This window comes from Mesorhizobium sp. CA4 (assembly GCF_020165075.1).
Taxonomy (GTDB): Bacteria; Pseudomonadota; Alphaproteobacteria; order Rhizobiales; family Rhizobiaceae; genus Mesorhizobium.
Window position 1 is genome coordinate 59,706 of the sequence record NZ_JAIUHK010000007.1, and the last position, 18,985, is coordinate 78,690.

Here is an 18,985-nt window from a genome sequence, read left to right on the forward strand (position 1 = left end):
GAGAGATGACCAAGAACGTCTTTGCGGAAAAATGGGAGATTGCCGGAACGAACGGCATGAACAAGTCGATCGCGCGGTTTCCGGATGTCTGCCTGTCGCCGCCATCCCCACCGGCCGGGCCCATCCCAATTCCCTACCCCGACACGTCGTTCTCCAACAATCTGAAGGAAGGCTCCGAGACTGTGCTGATCGGCGGCAAGCCCGCCGCGCTGGCCCAGAAATCCTATTACAAGGAGCCGATGCTCGGAAACGAGGCCGCAACCCGCGCGTTCGGATCTTCGGTCGTGACCCACCAGATCACCGGCAAAACCTATTTTCAGGCCTGGTGCATGTCGGTGAAGTTCGAAGGCAAGAACGTCTGCCGGCATTTTGACATCACGACGAGCAACCATGCGTCCTATGTTGGCGCGACGCCGCCGGCGCCGGCGCTCGAGACGCTGAATGCAAAGGATGCTAAGGCGGCCGCGAAGGCCGGGAAATGCCCGTGCTGCGGTGGCCCGCTGCACGAATGGCAGAAGGATCCTGCCACCGGCAAGGCCTATCCCGTGGTTAAGGAAAAGACGTTCTGGACGAACAAGATCAAGAAAATGAGGACTGGTACCCCCGCGCAGATTGCTAACAAGGCTCTTTACGAAACCAAGCTGAAGAGGATGTTGCAACTTAAAGCAAAGCATCGCCGACTACGGAAAGCCGGCAAACCGGCTTGTCCCAATGTCCACAACAATGACAATCAGGGTTGTGCGATGTACTTCGACATTCCAAAGGGCGCGAGAACCTCGGCGGGCGATACACCGGCGCAGAATGCCAAGGTGGCCTTCGAAGCGACCGGAGTGAAGGACGGCTGCATTCTTGCCTGGGAAACGGGGAAAGGCTCGCCCATTAGAAGAGGGCCGAATGCTGTCGCCGGGAAGAAGTCCTACCATTCCTTGAATCACTTAACACCTCACATGGCTGGCGGATGCAACGAGCCATCAAACGTGTGTCCACAGGATGTCATGGATACGGGTGAGTGCCAGGAGATCGAGGACGCGCAGTCTGTTCTTGAGAACGTAAACGACTGCATTCCATAAGGCGTTATAATGTCTAAATACATTCAAGTTCCAGAATCCACTCTCAAGACCCTTTCGATAGGATTTTATGTTCCTGGAGTCGATTTGCGTTCCTATGATCCATCCCGTTTGCTTGGAAGCGATGAAATCTGGGAACAGATAGCAGGCCTATTTCTGGCCTGCGAGTTGGGTGACTTTTCCGCGTTGCGCCGCATTCCCGCAATCATGAAGGGCAGCGATGCCTATCTCGTCTGGCGAGCGGTCACGAATTTGGCTGGCTTGGCCAGCACCCTTGGCTTTGTGAAGAACGTCTTCGAGCCGTTCGAGAAGGATGGCTCCGGATCGGAGTACTTCATGACAACGGCTTTGGGCCTGACGCTAGACCCGGACGCTATCCGGATACTGCTGACCCTGCACAATGACGCATCGGACGAAGAGACCCGCTATCAGATCGAGAGAGAGTTGTCGTATCTGCTTGAGGACATCAACGGACCCATAAGCAGGGGCGCCGACGAGTCCATCGAATCCGAGGATAGAGATACCGTTCACATCATCAATCGGGAGAAGTACTTTCTCAAGGTGGAGGACGCGTTATCGCTGATGCTAGGCCAGCTTCCGGGTCCCAATACCCCCATCCTCGGCGGCAAGGTTTTCGACGTGGTCAAGCTCGCAAGGCAGTTGCTTGAACGGGTGGGCAGCGCAGCGCCGGAAATAGGCCGCATTCACCGGCACCGTCTCATTTTCGAGGCCGCCACCGGCGTGAACTGTGCCGCCTTCTTTGACAGTCCGGTCAAACTCAACTCGCTTCAGGCGACGGCAATACTCGAGACATTCCTGGATAGCGACGACGTCAGAAGATTTGCCCCGGGGCAGAGGTATTTTTTCGGCCATCCCATCGGCGCCTGATCCAACTGGAAATGAGAGTTGTAACCTCGTTTCAGTCGCGTAGGGCGCCGGCCGCTCTGCCCCATTCAGCAACCTTATCGGCGAGCGGCACCCGTACGATGCTGTCGCTGAAGTAGTCGACGAAGTGCGGGCCAACCTCCGTCATGTCCGCGGAAGACAGCTCATCCCAGGGAGCTTCCGGAAACAATTCCGCAAATGACGCGCCCGCTGCGATCGATACCGGCGGCTCGCGCATCTTCTCAACAAGCCAGCCAAGCCGGCCACGATCGCCCAACATGCCGATGCTGCGAACCGCGATTGAGGCGGTCTGGGGCGATTGCATCAATCCGCCGAGCCATGCCCGAACTTCCGTTTCAGGCCCGCCCTTGATCGCTGCGCGAAGCGCTATCAGCCTGTCCTTCCCTGGCGTTTCAACCGCTGCCCTCAATGCGTTCTGCGCTAATCGGGCGTGACCCAGTTCAACCAGCGACCATGCCGACCAGAATCGCGCGCTTTCGTCGGAATCGTTGAGCGCAGCGTTCGCCTCGCCGGCAAGATCGGTTCGTTTTAGAACGCCCACCAGACGCAAGCCCGCCGCACGAACGCGGGGATCTGGATCGCGGGCTAGCCGCGGCAGCAGGTACTTTGGATCGACCGAATGAGCCAGACATGCAGAAACGCCGAGAAAGCGCTTGAAGGCGTCGGCGTCGGTGATCCAATCCCTCACATGTGGTCCGATTCGGTCGGCCGCATGCCACCGCAGCGCGCCGATGAACCCGTCCGGGTTCGGTGTCAGCTCGCGGGCATGCCCCACCGCTTCTGAAACCCTGACTGGATCGTTGAACTCGATCGCAGTCCAGGCAAAGGCAAACAGTTCGCCGCTGTCAGGATAATCTTGCAGTTGCTGATGCAGGCTCGGCCACGCGGCCTGGCCTGCGATGCGCAGTCCGTCCATGTTGGCTTCGATACGATCGTCGATATCCTTGGCCGCCACCGCCGCGGGCGGCTCTTGCGCAAGAAGGCTCTCGCGCTGCACCCAAAGAAAGGCTACCAGTTCCGCGTGCTGCCTGACCACAAGGCTAGCGATGCGGGGGCGATGGAAGCTTTCGACGGGCGACATCAGTTCAGATTGATCGAGCCGCCACGAACATAATTCGGCCCGCTGGAGTGGCTGACCAAGTATGTACCGCGGATGACGATCTGCCCATCACTATCCATCACGATGGATGCCCTGCCGCAACGCAGTTCGAGCCGATCATTGGCGCGGATGCGTACACGCTTGCCGTCGCTGATAACCTCGACGCCGGGCCTGCGTGCCGGCTCGACGATGCGACCGACGATCAGCGGCTTGCGCGGATCACCCTCCTGGAAAAGCAACGCCACCGCCTTGCCGACCATGTCGGAAGACAATTCGCTGAGGCTGCGCGCAGGCTGCGCCATTTCCTCGGGATTGCCGGCAAAGACCACGAGGGGTACGCCTTCTTCACCGAACCCCATGAAAACTCCGATCACAACGCCATCGATCGTGCTCTTGACTCTGCCCATCACGTCCCTCAATTCTCGTTGATCTTCGAGCCTTTGATGATGACATCGCTCGACGCCTTGACGTTGATTTTCCCTGAACCCGTCACCGTGATGTCCTTGCCATCGATGATGATGGTACCGTCCTTCTTCATCACGATCTTGGAGCTGCCGCACTTGAGGGTAATGTCGTCGGCTGCTTCCACTGACAGGCTCTTGCCGACCTTGATGCCGGTGTTCTCCTTCACGTCGGTAAGGCTGCCTTTCGCCACCTTCAGGATGTAACCGCCGCCGACGTCGGTGCTGTCGTTCGACTTAATGTTGGCGGCGCGCGAGGCACCCACGTCTATTGCCTGTGACGCTGCGATCGCAACCGTCTGTCCGGCGCCGATGCTGATGTCTTGTCCCGCACCGATGGTCCACGAGTCGCCGGCGCCAATGCTGTGGCTTTGGCTGATGCCCACACTCACCGACCGTGTCGCCCCAATCGTGTTCGTCTGCGAGGCACCCACGGTCCTCGCCTCGCCAGCCCCCACGGTGTCGACGCGTGCAACGCCCACCGTCATTGTCTGGTTGAGCCCCACCGTCTGCGAGTGGTTCGCATCGATATTCTCGGTCGAGTTGGCGACCACATGGATCGTCTCATTCGCCATAACGGTCAGCGAGCGGTTGGCGCCCACCGTTTCGGTATCATTCGAGCCGATATTCGTCGTCTGGTCGACGCCGATCTTGACCGTCTTGTTGTTGCCGACGTCCTCGTCAAGGTTGTGGCCGACGGAGTGCTTGGCGTCGTGGTCGATGCGGTCGGACTGATCGTGCTGGACCGTCTTGTTGCGGTCGTGCTTGATCAGCAGGTGGTGGTCCTTCTGGGCCTGGAAATTGACCAACTCGGAGCCGGCCTTGTCCTCGAACATCAGCTCGTTGTAGCCGCCGCCGCCTTTCGAGGAATTCGACTTCCAGCCCGACTGGGTGGCGTTGGCCGGCAACCCGTAGGGCGGCATCTGCGAGGCGTTGTAGACGCGGCCGGTGATGATCGGCAGGTCCGGGTCGCCCTCGATGAAGTCGACGATGACCTCCTGGCCGATGCGCGGGATCTGGATGAAACCCCAGTTGCTGCCGGCCCAAGTCTGCGAGACACGCACGAAGCAGGAAGAATTCTGGTCCTTCTTGCCGAGCCGGTCCCAGTGGAACTGCACTTTCACCCGCGCATATTTGTCGGTGAAGATCTCCTCGCCCGAAGGGCCGACAACGGTCGCGGTCTGCGGGCCGCGCATGATCGGCCGCGGCGTGATGCGCGCCGGCCGGTAAGGCAGTTTGGTGGGCGCAGCGCCAAGCACGACCTTGAAATTCTCGCTATGAGCCTCGTTTTGGGTGCGATAGCCCGGATCGAACAACCGGTATTCGGCGCTGACCACCAGATAGTCCTGGTTCTGGTCGTCGCGCGGAAAGCTTTCCAGCGTGAACTTGCAGCCGGAAAAAAGGCCGCGCACCGTGCCAACCGCCGTGCTGTGCTGGTGCACGGCCTGAAGTTCCTCGCGGCGGATCCCGGCGATCTTGTCGCCCCGCCCGACATCGAGATGCGCGCCGGGCTGGCGGTAGTTCTCGCCCGAGGCTTCCTTATGGCCGAAAGGCTGGGCGGATTTCGCCATCAGATCGGCGCCGGGCTTCTCGAAGTCGTAGTCCGTGTGTGCATAGGCGCCCGGCCGCACCGCGCTGCCAGGTATCCACTCGGTGATGTATTCGACATCGCGCCGCGATGCCTGGCCCTCGAAATTGTAAAGCACCTTCTCGTAACCGGGCGCCGGCTTCAGCTTGCTCATCGCATCGCACAGGATGAGCGTGTGCTTGCCCTCGTCATGCTCGAAGAAATAGAAGATGCCCTCGTGCTCGAGCAGCCGCTGCACGAAATCGAGATCGCTCTCATCGTACTGGACGCAATATTCGCGCTGGGGATAGGACCCCTGCAGCCGCTTCTCGAATTTGGCGATGCCGTATTTCGAGAATATCTTCTCGACGATCTCGACCGCCGTCATGTGCTGGAAGATACGGCAATCGGTGGTGTTGCCGAGGAACCAGAGCCATGGCCTGACGGTCGCCTCGTAGAAGGCCAGCCGGTCTTCGATGCGGGTCAGCTTGAAATCCGATACCAGGCCGCTGAACCAGCGCTTCGGATCGGATTCGCCCTCGACCGAAACGACGCCGCCCAGCATCTTCAACGGATCGACGTCGCGGTTCTTCGAGACGAAGCCGACCGTATAGGCAAAACAGCGGCTGATCTCATCGCGGCCGATGAGATGGGTGAAGGTCAGGTCGGCGCCAGCCGGCGTCTGCACAACCGTGGCGCGTTCGTTCGGCATGGTCGTGCCCCTCCTGGACGCGGCCGCCAGTATGATGGATTGAAGCCCCCGCTATGTTAATCGCATCACGTTCGGGAACTTTTCACGCCCACCGCACCGGACCGCTTTCAGCCTAGCATATGTTTGGCGACCGCCAAATAACAGCTGTGGCTAAACTGCCCCATGCGGTGTGAAACGCTCCTCTCCCGCCGCGCTCGCAAGCTGCTAGAATGCCAAGGCAATTCCAGGAAAGGTGCGTTGGCGTTTGCGCCTGGAATTGCGCGGAAAATAAGCATTTGTTGACCAAGTTGGGCGACGCTTCCGGATGTTCATCTCGCTCCAGATCAGCAATGTCGACAGGCTGCCGGCCGGCACCGCCGCCAGCTATGCCGCCCGCGACCGCAGTTTCGAGATCGGCCGCGAGAATTGCGACTGGACGCTGTCGGACCCGGACAAGTTCATTTCGGGCCGGCACTGCGAGGTCCGCTACCAGGCGGGTTCGTTCTGGCTCTACGACGTCTCGCGCAACGGCACTTTCGTCAACGGGTCCAGCCAGCGCATGGCCGGGCCGCATCGGCTGGCCCAGGGCGACCGGCTGCTGATCGGCCGCTACGTCGTCGGCGTTTCGATCGAAGACGAACGGGCCGCGACCGGACATCCGCAGACCGGGACGGGATCGACGCAGCGGGAGCTGCCGCCCTCCACCGGCGGCCCGCCGGATCGCGGCCATGAGCCGTTCTTCACTCCGGCGGAACAGCGCCCGACCAGGGCGGCGCCCGTCTCCAGATCCTCGGCCCCGCAGCCCAGTCCGGCGGCCCCGGCCAATCGGCCGGCCGAAGCGGACGCGATGCTGCGGGAGATCGCCAGGGCGGCGGGCATTGCGCCTGAATTGCTGCAGTCGCGGGACCCGCACGATGTCGCGGCCGAGATCGGCGCGGTGCTGAGGACCACGGTCGAGCAGCTATCCCTGCTGCTCAAGGCGCGCGCGGCGGCAAAGGTGCTCGCCAAGAGCGCGCACCGCACGATGATCGGCGCCGAGGACAACAACCCGCTGAAATTCGTGCCGGGCACCGACGATATATTGGAGATCATGTTCGCCAAGCGCAGAGCCGGCTATCTCGATGCCAAGCGCAGCGTCGAAGATGCGTTCCGCGATCTGAAGACGCATGAGATCGCGACCTACGCCGCCATGCAGGCTGCGCTGTCCAGGCTGCTTGACGACCTATCGCCGGAGGCGATCGCCAAAAAGATCCCGCCGGCGTCCTTCTCGTCCAGGAAGAGCCAGGCCTGGGATGCGCTTGTCGCGACATGGCGGACGATGGAAGACAAGCACGAGAATGGCATGCTGGATGTCTTCCTCACCTATTTCGCCGAAGCCTACAGCAAGGCCGACAAGCAGAAATAGCCGCACGGCACAGACCCCGCCAACCGTATGTGACGGGTCTCATAGAAGAAGCCTCCTCTTCGAGCATCTTGCTCTCCGATTTCAATCGGCGGGCCGTTTCAATTGGGTATCCGGGCGACTAGAATGCCCAGGGATGCTTGCCCGCGGGCAAAGCGGCGTGGCTTGGGGCGTGTGCAGCAATGTCATGTTTCGGCGAGATGAGCCTTTCCATGCGGCCCGCCGCTGAGGCTCAGGCTGGAACGCGTTTCCCCGGGCAAAAACCTGCTCATTGCAATTCGAAGGCGGGTCGTCGCCGATGAGCTCGAAGGACGATCCCTCCAGGCCGGCGGACAAGACCGTCATCCGCGCTCCGCGGCCGAAGCAAAAGCCGCTTGCGGCTGCCCAGAGGTCCGGTCCGGAAGGCGCACGGCCTGCACCACCGCCCGCCCGCGAAGCGACAGTGTTCGACCCCGGCGGCGGCCGACAGATGCCAACTGGTTGGTCGTCCGGAACCGTGCTGTTTCAAGGGCCAACCCCGGGAGCGGAGGCCAATGCGACGCCGGGGCTGCCGCAGGATGCCCTGCTCGCCGCCGCCGAGGGCGTGCAATATGCCGCGACAAATCCGATCCTTGCCGCGGCGGCGCCGCTGCTGATGCTCTTCGGTCAATTGCGGCTAATGCCGGTCGAACGGCAAGCCGCACCCTTGGCGGAGCGTATCGCCGACGCGATCGAAACCTTCGACCGCGCGATCGCCAAAGCCGGCGTAGCCGAGGAAGACGCGCGGATCGCGAAATTCGCCCTTTGCGAAACCGCCGACGACCTCGTCGGCAATCTGCCCTGGCCGAGCAAGGACAGCTGGCTTCAGCACAGCCTGGCGGCGCGGTTCTTCCACACCCAACCGACGGGCACGGGCTTCTACGAAGCGCTGAACAAGATTCTCGCCAGGCCGGAAGCGCATTACGACCTGCTCGAACTGATGCATGCGTGCCTGTCGCTGGGCTTCGAAGGCCAGTATCGCGGGCTGGCCAAAGAACGAAACACGCTCGAACGCGTCCGGCGCGACGTCTACGACACGCTGCGCTACTTCAAGCCGCGCGCCAATGATGACATATCGCCACGCTGGCAAGGCATGGCGGCGGCGTTGCCGAAGCCAAGGGCGGGGCTGCCGCTCTGGGCGGTCGCGGCCGCCGCGGCGACGCTGGTGACAGCAGCCTTCTTCGGACTGCGGGTGCTGATCACCGACGAAGGCGACGCGACCGCCGGCGAATTGCTGGCGCTCAACCCGTCGACGCCCGTCACCATCGAGCGCGCCAGCGCGGCGGCGCCCACTGAGCCGGCGCGAGCCAGCCCGCCGCCGCCCGCGGTCCCAGATACCACCCAGATCGACCGCATCCGCGCCGCACTTGCCAAGGAGATCGCCGGCGGCGGACTGAGCGTCGGCGAGAAGGGCGAGTTCATCGTCATCGAGATCAACAACCAGCTTTTGTTTGCGCCCGGCCAGGCGGAGCTGAGGCCGCAGTTCCAGCCGATCGCCGCCGACATCGTCACGGCGCTCGACGCTGAACCCGGACCGATCAGCATCATCGGCCATACTGACAATGTGAAACCGAAGAAGTCGAGCCCGTTCAAATCGAATTTCGATCTTTCCGTCGCTCGCGCCAAGGCTGTCCAGGCGTTGGTGGCCAAGCAATTGAAGGACCCGTCGCGGCTGAGTGCCGACGGCAAGGGCGAGGACGAACCGATCGCCGACAATGGCACGGCGGACGGCCGTGCCAAGAACCGCCGCGTCGACGTGATGATCCCGAAACAGGAGACTTTGCAAACCAACGCAGCGGAGAACGGCGACTGATGCGCTGGATGCTGCGGATCTTCAGCTTGGCCGCGCTTGCCGGTTTCTCGGCGGCGGTCTGGTATGCCGGGCCGCTGATCCGCTTCGCCGATACGCGCCCGCTTGGACCTGTGTGGCTCAGGGCCACGATCATCGGCGTCACCGTTGCGGTGCTTGCGCTGTTCTACGGGGTCCGCTTCTGGCAGCGGCGCAAGGCGCAAAAGGCGCTCGAAACGGCCATCGTACGCAGCGACGAGCGCAACGATGATTCACAGGTGCTCGAAGCGCGCATAAGCGAAGCCATCGCGACGCTGAAGCGGACGAGCGGCAAGCGCAATTTCCTCTATGACATTCCCTGGTACATCATCATCGGCCCGCCAGGCGCCGGCAAGACGACGGCGCTGGTCAATTCCGGGCTGAAATTCCCGCTTTCCGGCTCCGGCAGCGCGCAGCCGCTGGCCGGCGTCGGCGGCACGCGGTCCTGCGACTGGTGGTTCACCGACGAGGCGGTGCTGATCGATACGGCCGGCCGCTACACGACGCAGGAATCGGACCGCGAGCGCGACAAGGCGAGCTGGCTCGCCTTCCTGGGACTGCTCAAGAAGCACCGCACCCGGCAACCGATCAACGGCGTGATCCTCGCCATCAGCCTTGCCGACCTGATCGGCTTCGACGACCGGCAACTCGACGCGCATGTCACCGAGATCAGGAGCCGCCTGCGCGAATTGCACGAGACGCTGAAGGTCCAGTTCCCGGTCTATCTGTTGTTCACCAAGGCCGATCTCATCGCCGGCTTCATGGATTATTTCGGCGATTTCGATGAAGCGCGCAGGCGAAAGGTATGGGGTGCGACATTCCAGACCGCCGACCGTACCAGAAACATGGCCGGTGAGGCGCCGGCAGCCTTCGACGAACTGGCGAAGCGGCTCGCCGAAGAACTCGCCGACCGTTTGCAGGAAGAGCCCGACCCGGTGGCGCGGATCGCGCTGTTCGGTTTTCCTGCCCAGTTCGGCGCGCTGAAGAATCGGATAGCGCGGTTTGTCGGCAGCCTGTTCGACACCTCGCGGTCACAGGTCAATGTCAGCCTGCGCGGGCTCTATTTCTCTTCGGGCACCCAGGAAGGCACGCCCTTCGACCAGGTGCTGGGCGCGATCGGACGCAGTTTCGGCAACGCCTCGCAGGCGCATCTTTCCGGCGCCGGCAAGAGCTTCTTCCTGCACGACCTGCTGGCCAATGTGATCTTCCCGGAATCGGGCTGGGTGTCGTTCGACCGGGCGGCCGAGCGGCGCGCGAAGCTCGCCAGGTTCGGCGGCCTGGCCGCGATCGCGCTGGCGGCCCTGGCGGCGCTCGGCCTGCTGGGTCTGAGCTTCTTCGCCAACAAGCAGCTGGTCGCTTCCACACGCCAAGCTATGGCGCATTATCGCGACAGCGCCGATAGCCTGCTCAAGAGCACCACGGTGACGGACGTCGACCTCGAAAACGTCATCGGTCCGCTCGACCAGCTGCGCAACCTGCCGGCCGGTTTCGAAAACAGCGACCAGGGAAAGCCGATCGAGGAGACGTTCGGGCTCAGCCAGCGCGATAGGCTGCTGTCGGCCTCCAAGACGGCCTATCGGCAGGCGCTGGAGCGGACCTTCCGCTCGCGGCTGCTGGTGCAGGCCGAACGGACGATCCAGGCCAGGATGGCCGATCCGGTCGCGCTCTACGAGCCGCTCAAGATCTACCTGATGCTGGGCGGCAAGGCGCCGAAGGTCGATGACGAGCTGATCGTCTCGTGGATGAAGCAGGACTGGGAGGAAAACCGCTACCCCGGCGAGAACAACCGCGAGGGCCGCGCACAGCTCGAAAAGCATCTGCGCGCCATGCTTACGCTCGACGACGCCTACGATCCAAGCTTCGAGCTCAACCAGCCGCTGATCGAGGCCGCGCAGCGCTCGCTCGGACGCATGAGCCTCGCCGACCGCGCCTCGGCGCAAATCAAATCGGCGGTCTACGCGGCAAAGCTGCAGGATTTCTCCATCGCCGCGAAAGCCGGTCCGGAAGCGCAACTGGCGTTCGAGCGCACGGATGGCAATGAGCTCGCCGATCTCCACGTTCCCGGTCTTTACACGCGCGCCGGGTTCAATCGCTTCTTCCTGCCGCAGCTCTCGCGCATCGCGCAGATGCTCGTAGACGACCAGTGGGTGCTCGGCGGCGGCGGGGAACAGGGCGGCATCGACCAAGACCTGCCGAAGCTCGGTCCCGAACTCATCGATCGCTACGGCAAGGAATTCGCCGCCGCCTGGAACGGGGTGCTCGACCAGCTGAAGCTCAGGGCGATGCTGAAGGACAAGCCGCAGTATCTGGCGCTCTCCGCCCTCGCGGCGCCGGACTCGCCCCTCGATCAGCTCTTCACCGCGATCGCCGACGAAACCGCATTGACGAAGGACAGCGGCGCCGAGAAGGATATCGGCACGGCGCAGCAGGATCCCGCCAGCATGGCCAAGGGCCTGGCCCGCATCGGCCTGCAGATCGCCGGCGGCAAGTCGCAAAGCCGCGCCGGCGCAAGCTCGGCCGTTGCGCAGAATGCCGGCGCGAGCGTCGAGGCGCAGTTCCGCTCGTTCCAGGCGCTGGTCGGCGGGGCCGCCGGGCGCCGGCCGCTCGATGCGCTGACGCAGAACTTCCACGACATCTTCCAGAGCCTGAAACTCGCGGCCGATGTCCCCGCGCAGACCGAACGTGTCAACGCAAACCTGCAACTGCAGATCTCGACGCTACGCGCCAATGTCTCGCGCCTGCCCAAGCCGCTGGCGCGCATGGTCAACGCGGCGGCGGACGAGCTCGAAGCCAATGTCGCCGAGGCCTCCGTCGCCAACCTCAACCAGACCCTCGACCAGACGGTGACGCGCGTCTGCGAGGAGGCAGTCAACGGCCGCTACCCCTTCACACGCGACGGCACCGACGAGATTTCGATGGCGGATTTCACCAAGCTGTTCGCGCCTGGCGGCCTGATGGACCGCTTCTTCGCGCAGAACCTCGCACGGCTGATCGACATGACCGGCCAGGAATGGACCTGGAAGCAGGATGCGCGTTCCAGCAAGGACCTTGCAAAATCGACCTTGAAGGCGTTCCAGTCGGCGGCGGAAATCCGCAGCGCCTTTTTCCCTTCCGGCGGCTCGGTGCCCTCGGTGTCGATCACCATCACACCCACGTCGGTGAACAGCGAAGTCGACAGCGCTGTGCTCACTATCGACGGGCAGATGGTCCAGAGCGCGCAGGCCGGCAACGCGCCGAGCGTCGTGACATGGCCAAGCGGCGCCGCTTCCGGATCGGCGAGTCTTACCCTCGTGCCGGAAATGCCCGGTCGCGAGTCCGCACTCAAATTCGACGGGCCGTGGGCGTTGAAGCGGCTTTTCGACAAAGCAACCATCACCAGCGACGGCGCCAACGCCGAAGCGCGTTTCGTCATCGGCGGACGCGATGTCGCCTACACGATTCAGACGGGATCAGGCGCCAATCCGTTGCTGCTGCCGGCCTTGTCCGGCTTCAGCTGTCCGAAGGCGTTCTGACATGGCCGGCTCGAAGCTTCATTTCGATACTCTAATGTACACGCTTGTGGCAGAGTGGCGTGGGCACGCGGCCCGTGGCTGGTCACAGAGGACGCTCACGAAGCGCTTGGTGGCAAATTGAGCACTGTCGCCCTCCCCATCGAAAGCTTCGGCGTAAGCCACAAGGGCTGCGTGCGCGACCACAACGAAGACAACTACCTCATCGAACCGCAGACCGGGCTCTGGGTGGTGGCCGACGGCATGGGCGGGCATGAGGCCGGCGAAGTCGCCTCGGCCAGCATCGTCGACCATCTGGCGACGATCGGTATTGCCAGCTCGGCGCCGGATCTTCGCGCCCGCTTCGAGGACCGGCTGAGCCGCGCCAATGCCGAAATCCGCGATATATCGCGCTCGCGCGGCACCACCATCGGCTCCACTTTCGCGGCCCTGCTTGCCATGGATGGACGCTTCGCCTGCCTGTGGGCCGGCGACAGCCGCATCTACCTCGTGCGCAACGGCTCGATCTTCCAGGTTTCGAAGGACCACACCGAGGTGCAGGAATTGCTCGACCGCGGCATGATCAGCGCCGAGGAAGCACGCAACTGGCCGCGCCGCAATGTGATCACGCATGCGGTCGGCGTCAGCGACGAGCTCGAGATCGATTTCCAGCAGGGCGAGCTGATGGCGGGCGATGTTTTCGTCCTGGGCACCGACGGACTGACCGCGCATGTCAGCGACGCCGAGATCGAGGCCGCGGTCAAATCCACCACGCCGCGGGCGGCATGCCAGACCCTGCTGGACATGGTGCTGGCGCGCGGCGGAACCGACAATGTGACCATAGTGCTCGTGAAGATCGGCGGCGGGCAGAGTGGCGCGCTCCATCGGGATCGGTCCGCAGCGGAGGGCCTGGCCAGATGAGCGACGACGACAGGACGCGAATTTCGGCGAACGTCACCTATGCGGGTGTCGGCACGCAACTCAGCGGCATCTACGAGCTCGACGAGAGGATCGCCTCCGGCGGCATGGGTGAAGTCTATCGCGGCCACAACATCCAGACCGGCGACCATGTGGCGATCAAGATCGTGCTGCCCGAATTCGCCCGCGATCAGACGATCCTGTCGCTGTTCCGCAAGGAAGCATCGATCCTCAACCATCTGTCGCACGACGCGGTCGTGCGCTACCACGTGTTTACGATCGATACGGGGATCGGCCGCCCCTATCTGGCGATGGAGTTCGTGGACGGCCAATCGCTGTTCGACGTCATGCGGCGCGGCCCGATGCCCGGAGAGGACGTGCGCCGGCTTTGCCATCGGCTCGCATCGGGGCTCGCCGCGGTGCATAAGGCCGGCGCGGTGCACCGCGACCTCTCGCCGGATAACATCATTCTGCCGGGCGGGCAGGTCGAGCGCGCCAAGATCATCGATTTCGGCATCGCCCGGTCGGCCACCGTCGGCGGCGAAACGCTGATCGGAGGCAAATTCGCCGGCAAATACAACTACGTCTCGCCGGAACAGCTCGGCCTCTATGGCGGCGAGGTCAGCGAGCAATCCGATATCTACAGCCTCGGCCTAGTGCTGGCCGCGGCGCTGCGCGGAAAGCCGCTCGACATGAGCGGGTCGCAATATGAGGTCATCGAAAAGCGCCGGGCGGTGCCGGACCTGTCGGATATCGATCCCGATTTCCGCGAGCTGATCGAAGCCATGCTGCAGCCGGATCCGCGCGACCGGCCGGCCAGCATGGCCGAGATAGCCAGGGCCTCGCGCGGCGAGAATCTCGAGGCGACATTGCCGCCGCCGGTGTCGTTTGGCGCACGCGAACGCTCCGGCCTGCCGCGCGCCGGTTGGACGGCGCCGCCCGATTCCAAACCGCAGCCGCCGGCGTCTCCCGGCGAGCCCCGCTTCGTTGAGCATGTGCGTCCCGCATTTCTGTCGGAGCCACGGCCCGCGCCGGCAGCCGCCCCGGCCAGCGCGCCCGCACCGGCCGCACCCAAAAAGACTTCGCGCATACCCGCCATCGCCGGAGGGGTCGCGGCTCTCGCTGTGCTGTTTGGGGGCGGCGTTTATTTCAGCGGTGTCCTGGCGCCCCCGCCGGCAGCGGGAACATCCAAGCCGCTGACGCCGAAGCCGGTCCCCGAGACCGCCAAGCCGGTGGCCGAGGCGCAGCCACCGGAGGCGCCGAAATCTCAGCCGCAGGCGCCGGCCGCGGCTCAGCCGCAGGCGCCGAAACCTGACAGCGCCGCCACCATCGAGACGGCGAAGCCGCCCGCCCAACCCGATGCGGAGGCCAAGACGCCCGTCGAGAAGCCGGCCCTGCCTGCCACTCAGCCGGAGAGCGAGGCCAACAGCCAACCGCATCTGCCACAGGTCGAGACCAAACCGGCGCAACCGCCGGCGGCGCAATCGCCGACGCCTGCGCCGGCTCCGGCGCCAGCGGCGGCCGAAAACCAGAAGCCGGCGCAGCCTGCAGGCAAGCCGGCGGCCAAGACGCCGGAACCGAGCCGGGCAGCTGAGAACAAGCCGGCGCAAGAGGCAAATCCGCCCGCGGCCAAGCCGAGCGTAAAAGATCTCGTGGAGATGCTTTCCAAGTTGCCCAAGCCGGCAGCTTCCCCGCCCCCGGCTTCGCAAAGCCAGGCATCGACGCAGCCGACCCCTCCGCCGGCCGAGCCGAAGGCGCAGACCCCAACATCCAGCCAGCCGGAAACGCCGATCGCGCCGGCACAGCCAGCGCAGCAAGCGCAGAGACCGGCGGCCAAGCAGCCCGACAACGCCGACGTTGCCATCAATGTGCCCAGGCCGGCGCTTCCGTCAGCGGAAGACGATATGACCAAGTGGAACGACCAGCGCTCCTGGGTGCGTGATTTCAGCGGCGGCAGCTGTTTTTACGCGAACGTCACTTCCGGACCTGGCGCCACCCCGACGATCGAGGGATACGCAACGGCGGTGCAGCCCTTCGAACAATTGCTCAGCGATTTCCAGACGAGGTTCCATGTCGAGCCGGATATCAGCGTGCGCCTCATTACGCTCTCGCAGTGCGGCGTGCCCACTTTCCTTCGCTTTCTCGACCGGAGTTCTGCCGCGAAGCCACAGCTTGTGCTCGACCGGACAGCGGTCCCGGACGGCTCGCCGGTCAGCGGCGCGCTCTATACGGGCGGCGGGCTGATCTCGAACGTCATGCTGATCGACCATAAGGGCATCGCCTTCAACCTCGATGACCGCATGGTGCCGCAAACCGACAAGGTGACCTTCAACATCCCGATCGGCCTTGCCGCCGCGGACAAAGCAGCCGGCAAGGCGGTGCCGCAGATCATGCTGGTGATCACCGGGCCCAAGGACATCCAGGCCGCCATGTTCTCCAGGCCGACGCCGGCCTCGGAGCTTTTGCCCAGGATCCTCAAAGAGATCGAGGCCGACGGATCGCAGTTCTCCGCCACGGCCACCTATTTCCGGCTTGGCGGATAGCATGCACGCCGATGGATCTTCGCCGCCCGCGTACCTTGAGCCGGTTCTCGCCACGCAAGCAGCGTAGCCGGGTCCGATTGCTGTTCCCGGGCCGCATGTCGCTTGCGGCGCTCGGCGCGGCGCTGCTCTCGATGCTTTCGCCCGGCAAGGCGCATGCCGAATTCACCGTCTGCAACCAGACGCTCGACGTCGTCAATCTGGCGGTCGGACAGAAGGTCGACAATGCCGACCAGACGGATGGCTGGTGGACGATCGGCGCCAACCAATGCGTCAACGTCATCCGCGAGGAGCTGACCAACCGCTACATCTATCTCTATGCGACGGACGTCTTTGGCCACGCGATCGTAAACGGATCGACCGAGATGTGCATCGACCGGCGGCGCTTCTCGATCCGCGGCATCGAGGAGTGCTGGCAGCGTGGCCATATCGCGGCGCGCTTCGTCGAGGTCGACACGCTCGAGCAGGTGCGCTGGACCTATTTCCTGACCGGAAACAGCCCGTGACGCACTCGATCGACGCGAGCTTCAGGCAGAAGAAGCTGGCGCGGCTGGCCGAGCGGCGGCGCAAGCTCTGGCGCCGGGCGCTCGCCGTTCTTGCGACGCTCGCCGTCGTCGCCTTAGCCACCGGCTTCTACCTGACCAAGGACTATTGGTCGTTCGGCGATGAGGACGAGGAGCTGCACCCCGTCGAGGGCATGGAAGACGTGCCGCCCGACGCCTCGGTCTATGTACCGGCGATCATCGATCTCGCCGGCGATCCGATGTGGATCACGCTGGCGCCCGATGCCGACACCGCGACGAAAGGCAAGACCGTCGCGCGCCCTGCCGAGCTCGACAGTTCGGGCGCCTCGCCGCAGATCGAAATCCTCTCCGACGTGATGCTGAGCGCCAGCGAAAAGTTCATGACCACGATCCCGACGACGCAGGAGGATTTCGCTTTCTTCCAGGCGCAGCGGCAAGCCGCTCCCAAGCCTTCCGCAGCGGCGCCGGGTGATGAGCAATCGGCCCCGCCCGCTCCGGCCGCAGCCCCGGACGATCAGCAGGGCGCTTCGCAAGGCGACCTGCAGAACGACTTGCAGGCGGCGCCGGACGAGAGCGAGGCCGGCTCGGCGCCCAAGGCCGACGCCGACGACCCTGAGGCCGGCTGGGGCGAGACCATCGACCAGGGCGAAGCGGCGCTCCCGGCTTTCAAAAAAACCGCGATCGAGAACAATACGACCGTTGCGACTGTCACCAGCGAGTATCAGCGCTTCGAGGCGACCGAGGACACGTTCGTGAAGATCCTCAACGACCGCAGCCTGGATAGCGTGGCGCTCGATGCGCATTTCTCCGCCGACGATGCGAAGCTTGCGGGCGAAGCGCTGAAGACGCTGTTCAATCGCGATGGGCTGGAGTCCGGCTTTGTGGTGGCCATGCGCGGGTTCCGTCCGAACCGCGAGACGACAACCATGTCGCTGATGCAGGTCTCGATTTATGCCAAGAATGTCTATGTCGGCACGTTGACTCGCAATGCGGCCGGTACCTTCGTGTCGGGCGTCGACCCCTGGGTCCGCGAGGATCTGTTCAACTATTCCGGCGCCTCCGACCAGGGCGGGCCCAAGCGTCAGTACCGCCTGCTCGACGCGATCTATTCGACCGCGGTGCGCAACAAGGTGCCGACCAGCGTCATCGGCGAGGCGATCATGTATCTGTCGCGGGGGCAGGATCTCGACGCCTTCGCCAGCGAGGATCAGCGCCTGGTGCTGATCTATTCGCAGACGCCGCGCGGCCAGGGCGAGATGTCCGGACGAGTGCTCTATGTCGGCGTCCAAGGCACGGATAAGAGCCTCGACTGCTTCGTCTTCCGGCAGAGCGATGGCCAGTATGCCTGCGTGACCGGCGACGATCAGGTGCGGTCGCTGACCGTCACCAACGGCATGGTCACGCCGGTCGCCGGGGTGATGACCTCGACCTTCGGCCCGCGCAAGCATCCGATCCTGGGCACGGTCCGCATCCACAAGGGCGTCGACTGGGCGGCGCCGGTCGGCACGCCGGTGATGGCCGCCTTCGACGGCGAGATCTCCTTCCAGGGCGATGGCGGGAGCTACGGCAATCTGGTGAAGATCACGCATGCCAACGGCCGCGAGACGCGTTATGCGCATATGCAGAAATTCGCCATCACCAACGGCGTCGGCACCAAGGTGAGGGCCGGCGACGTCATCGGCTATATCGGCACAACAGGGCTTTCGACCGGCCCGCATCTGCATTTCGAGCTCTACCAGAACGGCGAAGCGATCGACCCGCTGGGCACGGTCACCTCGGTCGCCACTTCCGTCTCGGTCAGTTCCGGCGGCTCCGGCGATGCCGCGGTCGAGACGCTGACCGACCGGATCGTGCATGTCGAAAGCGGCGGCAGCGCCCGCGCCAAGAACCCGCTTTCCTCGGCAACCGGCGCCGGACAGTTCATCTCCAAGACCTGGATCCGGATGATGAACACCTATCGGCCCGACCTTGCCCGCTCGCTGTCGACCGCCGACCTGCTTGCGCTTCGCTACGACGCGACGCTGTCGCGTGAAATGGTGCGCAACCTGGCGCGCGAAGGTGAAGCCTATCTGCGCGCCCGCGGCCACCAGATTTCTGCCGGCCGGCTCTATCTGTGCCATTTCCTCGGCATGGAGGGGGCGCATCAGGTGCTGGCGGCGCCGGGTTCGTCGCAATTGAGCGCCGTTCTGGGATCGGCCGTCATCCAGGCCAACCCGTTCCTGACCGGCAAGACCGTCAGCTACGTCGTCGACTGGGCCGAGCGGAAGATGGGGCAGAAGGTGCCGCGCGTGGTGACCGATCAAGGCCAGCCGAGGACGACCACGACCGAAGTCCGGCAGACCTCTCCCGAGTTCGAGAAATACAAGCAGGCGGTCACCGCGCTGATTGGTTCAATCCAGAATACGCTGGCGCCCGGCTAACCGTGGTCTTTCGGCTCATCAGGCAACAACGTTTTTTCGACGCGCGGCGAGCTGGA

Annotated in this window: 12 protein-coding genes; 9 read left to right on the forward strand and 3 right to left on the reverse strand. The window is 63.9% G+C overall.

Features of this window, described 5'->3' with window-relative positions; translation table 11 throughout:
• The first annotated feature begins 5 nt into the window (after positions 1-5).
• Both LB528_RS08105 and LB528_RS08110 read left to right on the forward strand, forming a co-directional pair.
• Positions 6-1,070: a PAAR-like domain-containing protein gene (locus tag LB528_RS08105; protein ID WP_224714460.1), complete on the forward strand. Its 1,065-nt coding sequence runs from the start codon at positions 6-8 to the stop codon at positions 1,068-1,070.
• Positions 1,071-1,079: 9 nt separating this feature from the next.
• On the forward strand, positions 1,080-1,955 hold the full coding sequence (locus LB528_RS08110; protein WP_224714461.1) for a hypothetical protein: 876 nt from the start codon (positions 1,080-1,082) through the stop codon (positions 1,953-1,955).
• Between the two features lie 31 nt (positions 1,956-1,986).
• Here LB528_RS08110 and LB528_RS08115 read toward each other — a convergent pair whose 3' ends face one another.
• Genes LB528_RS08115 through tssI form a run of 3 tightly spaced genes read right to left on the reverse strand, consistent with a single transcriptional unit; the run spans position 1,987 to position 5,812 of the window.
• The gene (locus LB528_RS08115) at positions 1,987-3,054 is read right to left on the reverse strand and encodes a HEAT repeat domain-containing protein (RefSeq protein WP_224714462.1); all 1,068 of its coding nucleotides are present in this window, start codon (positions 3,052-3,054) and stop codon (positions 1,987-1,989) included.
• On the reverse strand, positions 3,054-3,479 hold the full coding sequence (locus LB528_RS08120; RefSeq protein WP_224714540.1) for a DUF6484 domain-containing protein: 426 nt from the start codon (positions 3,477-3,479) through the stop codon (positions 3,054-3,056). Before LB528_RS08120 ends, LB528_RS08115 begins: the two co-directional genes overlap by 1 nt.
• A gap of 8 nt (positions 3,480-3,487) precedes the next feature.
• Positions 3,488-5,812 (reverse strand): type VI secretion system tip protein VgrG, encoded by a 2,325-nt coding sequence (gene tssI, locus LB528_RS08125; RefSeq protein ID WP_224714463.1) that lies wholly within the window; start codon positions 5,810-5,812, stop codon positions 3,488-3,490.
• A gap of 304 nt (positions 5,813-6,116) precedes the next feature.
• On the opposite strand from tssI, the gene tagH reads away from it, so the two are divergent.
• The 7 genes from tagH to LB528_RS08160 all read left to right on the forward strand — a co-directional run bounded on the left by tagH (position 6,117) and on the right by LB528_RS08160 (position 18,929).
• Positions 6,117-7,196, forward strand: a complete 1,080-nt coding sequence (gene tagH, locus LB528_RS08130) for a type VI secretion system-associated FHA domain protein TagH (protein ID WP_224714464.1) — start codon at positions 6,117-6,119, stop codon at positions 7,194-7,196.
• A 295-nt stretch (positions 7,197-7,491) separates the two neighbouring features.
• A complete protein-coding gene (gene tssL / locus LB528_RS08135; protein WP_224714465.1) occupies positions 7,492-9,024 on the forward strand; it encodes a type VI secretion system protein TssL, long form in 1,533 nt (510 codons plus the stop codon).
• Entirely contained in the window at positions 9,024-12,551 is a 3,528-nt protein-coding gene (gene tssM, locus LB528_RS08140; protein WP_224714466.1) for a type VI secretion system membrane subunit TssM, read from the forward strand. Before tssL ends, tssM begins: the two co-directional genes overlap by 1 nt.
• Positions 12,552-12,668: 117 nt before the next feature.
• A complete protein-coding gene (locus LB528_RS08145; protein WP_224512820.1) occupies positions 12,669-13,448 on the forward strand; it encodes a PP2C family protein-serine/threonine phosphatase in 780 nt (259 codons plus the stop codon).
• Positions 13,445-15,988 carry a serine/threonine-protein kinase gene (locus LB528_RS08150; RefSeq protein WP_224512822.1) on the forward strand — a complete coding sequence of 848 codons (2,544 nt, stop codon included), beginning with the start codon at positions 13,445-13,447 and terminating at the stop codon, positions 15,986-15,988. The genes LB528_RS08145 and LB528_RS08150 overlap by 4 nt, the downstream gene beginning before the upstream one ends.
• Positions 15,989-15,999: 11 nt before the next feature.
• On the forward strand, positions 16,000-16,491 hold the full coding sequence (locus LB528_RS08155) for a DUF1036 domain-containing protein (RefSeq protein WP_224512824.1): 492 nt from the start codon (positions 16,000-16,002) through the stop codon (positions 16,489-16,491).
• Complete coding sequence (locus tag LB528_RS08160) at positions 16,488-18,929, forward strand: M23 family metallopeptidase (RefSeq protein ID WP_224714467.1); 2,442 nt, start codon at positions 16,488-16,490, stop codon at positions 18,927-18,929. The genes LB528_RS08155 and LB528_RS08160 overlap by 4 nt, the downstream gene beginning before the upstream one ends.
• Positions 18,930-18,985 lie beyond the last annotated feature (56 nt).

Coding starts and splice junctions, on each gene's coding strand:
- LB528_RS08105 (WP_224714460.1), top strand. CDS start 6: ATGACCAAGAACGTCTTTGCGGAAAAATGGGAGATTGCCGGAACGAAC.
- LB528_RS08110 (WP_224714461.1), top strand. CDS start 1,080: ATGTCTAAATACATTCAAGTTCCAGAATCCACTCTCAAGACCCTTTCG.
- LB528_RS08115 (WP_224714462.1), bottom strand. CDS start 3,054: ATGTCGCCCGTCGAAAGCTTCCATCGCCCCCGCATCGCTAGCCTTGTG.
- LB528_RS08120 (WP_224714540.1), bottom strand. CDS start 3,479: ATGGGCAGAGTCAAGAGCACGATCGATGGCGTTGTGATCGGAGTTTTC.
- tssI (WP_224714463.1), bottom strand. CDS start 5,812: ATGCCGAACGAACGCGCCACGGTTGTGCAGACGCCGGCTGGCGCCGAC.
- tagH (WP_224714464.1), top strand. CDS start 6,117: ATGTTCATCTCGCTCCAGATCAGCAATGTCGACAGGCTGCCGGCCGGC.
- tssL (WP_224714465.1), top strand. CDS start 7,492: ATGAGCTCGAAGGACGATCCCTCCAGGCCGGCGGACAAGACCGTCATC.
- tssM (WP_224714466.1), top strand. CDS start 9,024: ATGCGCTGGATGCTGCGGATCTTCAGCTTGGCCGCGCTTGCCGGTTTC.
- LB528_RS08150 (WP_224512822.1), top strand. CDS start 13,445: ATGAGCGACGACGACAGGACGCGAATTTCGGCGAACGTCACCTATGCG.
- LB528_RS08155 (WP_224512824.1), top strand. CDS start 16,000: ATGGATCTTCGCCGCCCGCGTACCTTGAGCCGGTTCTCGCCACGCAAG.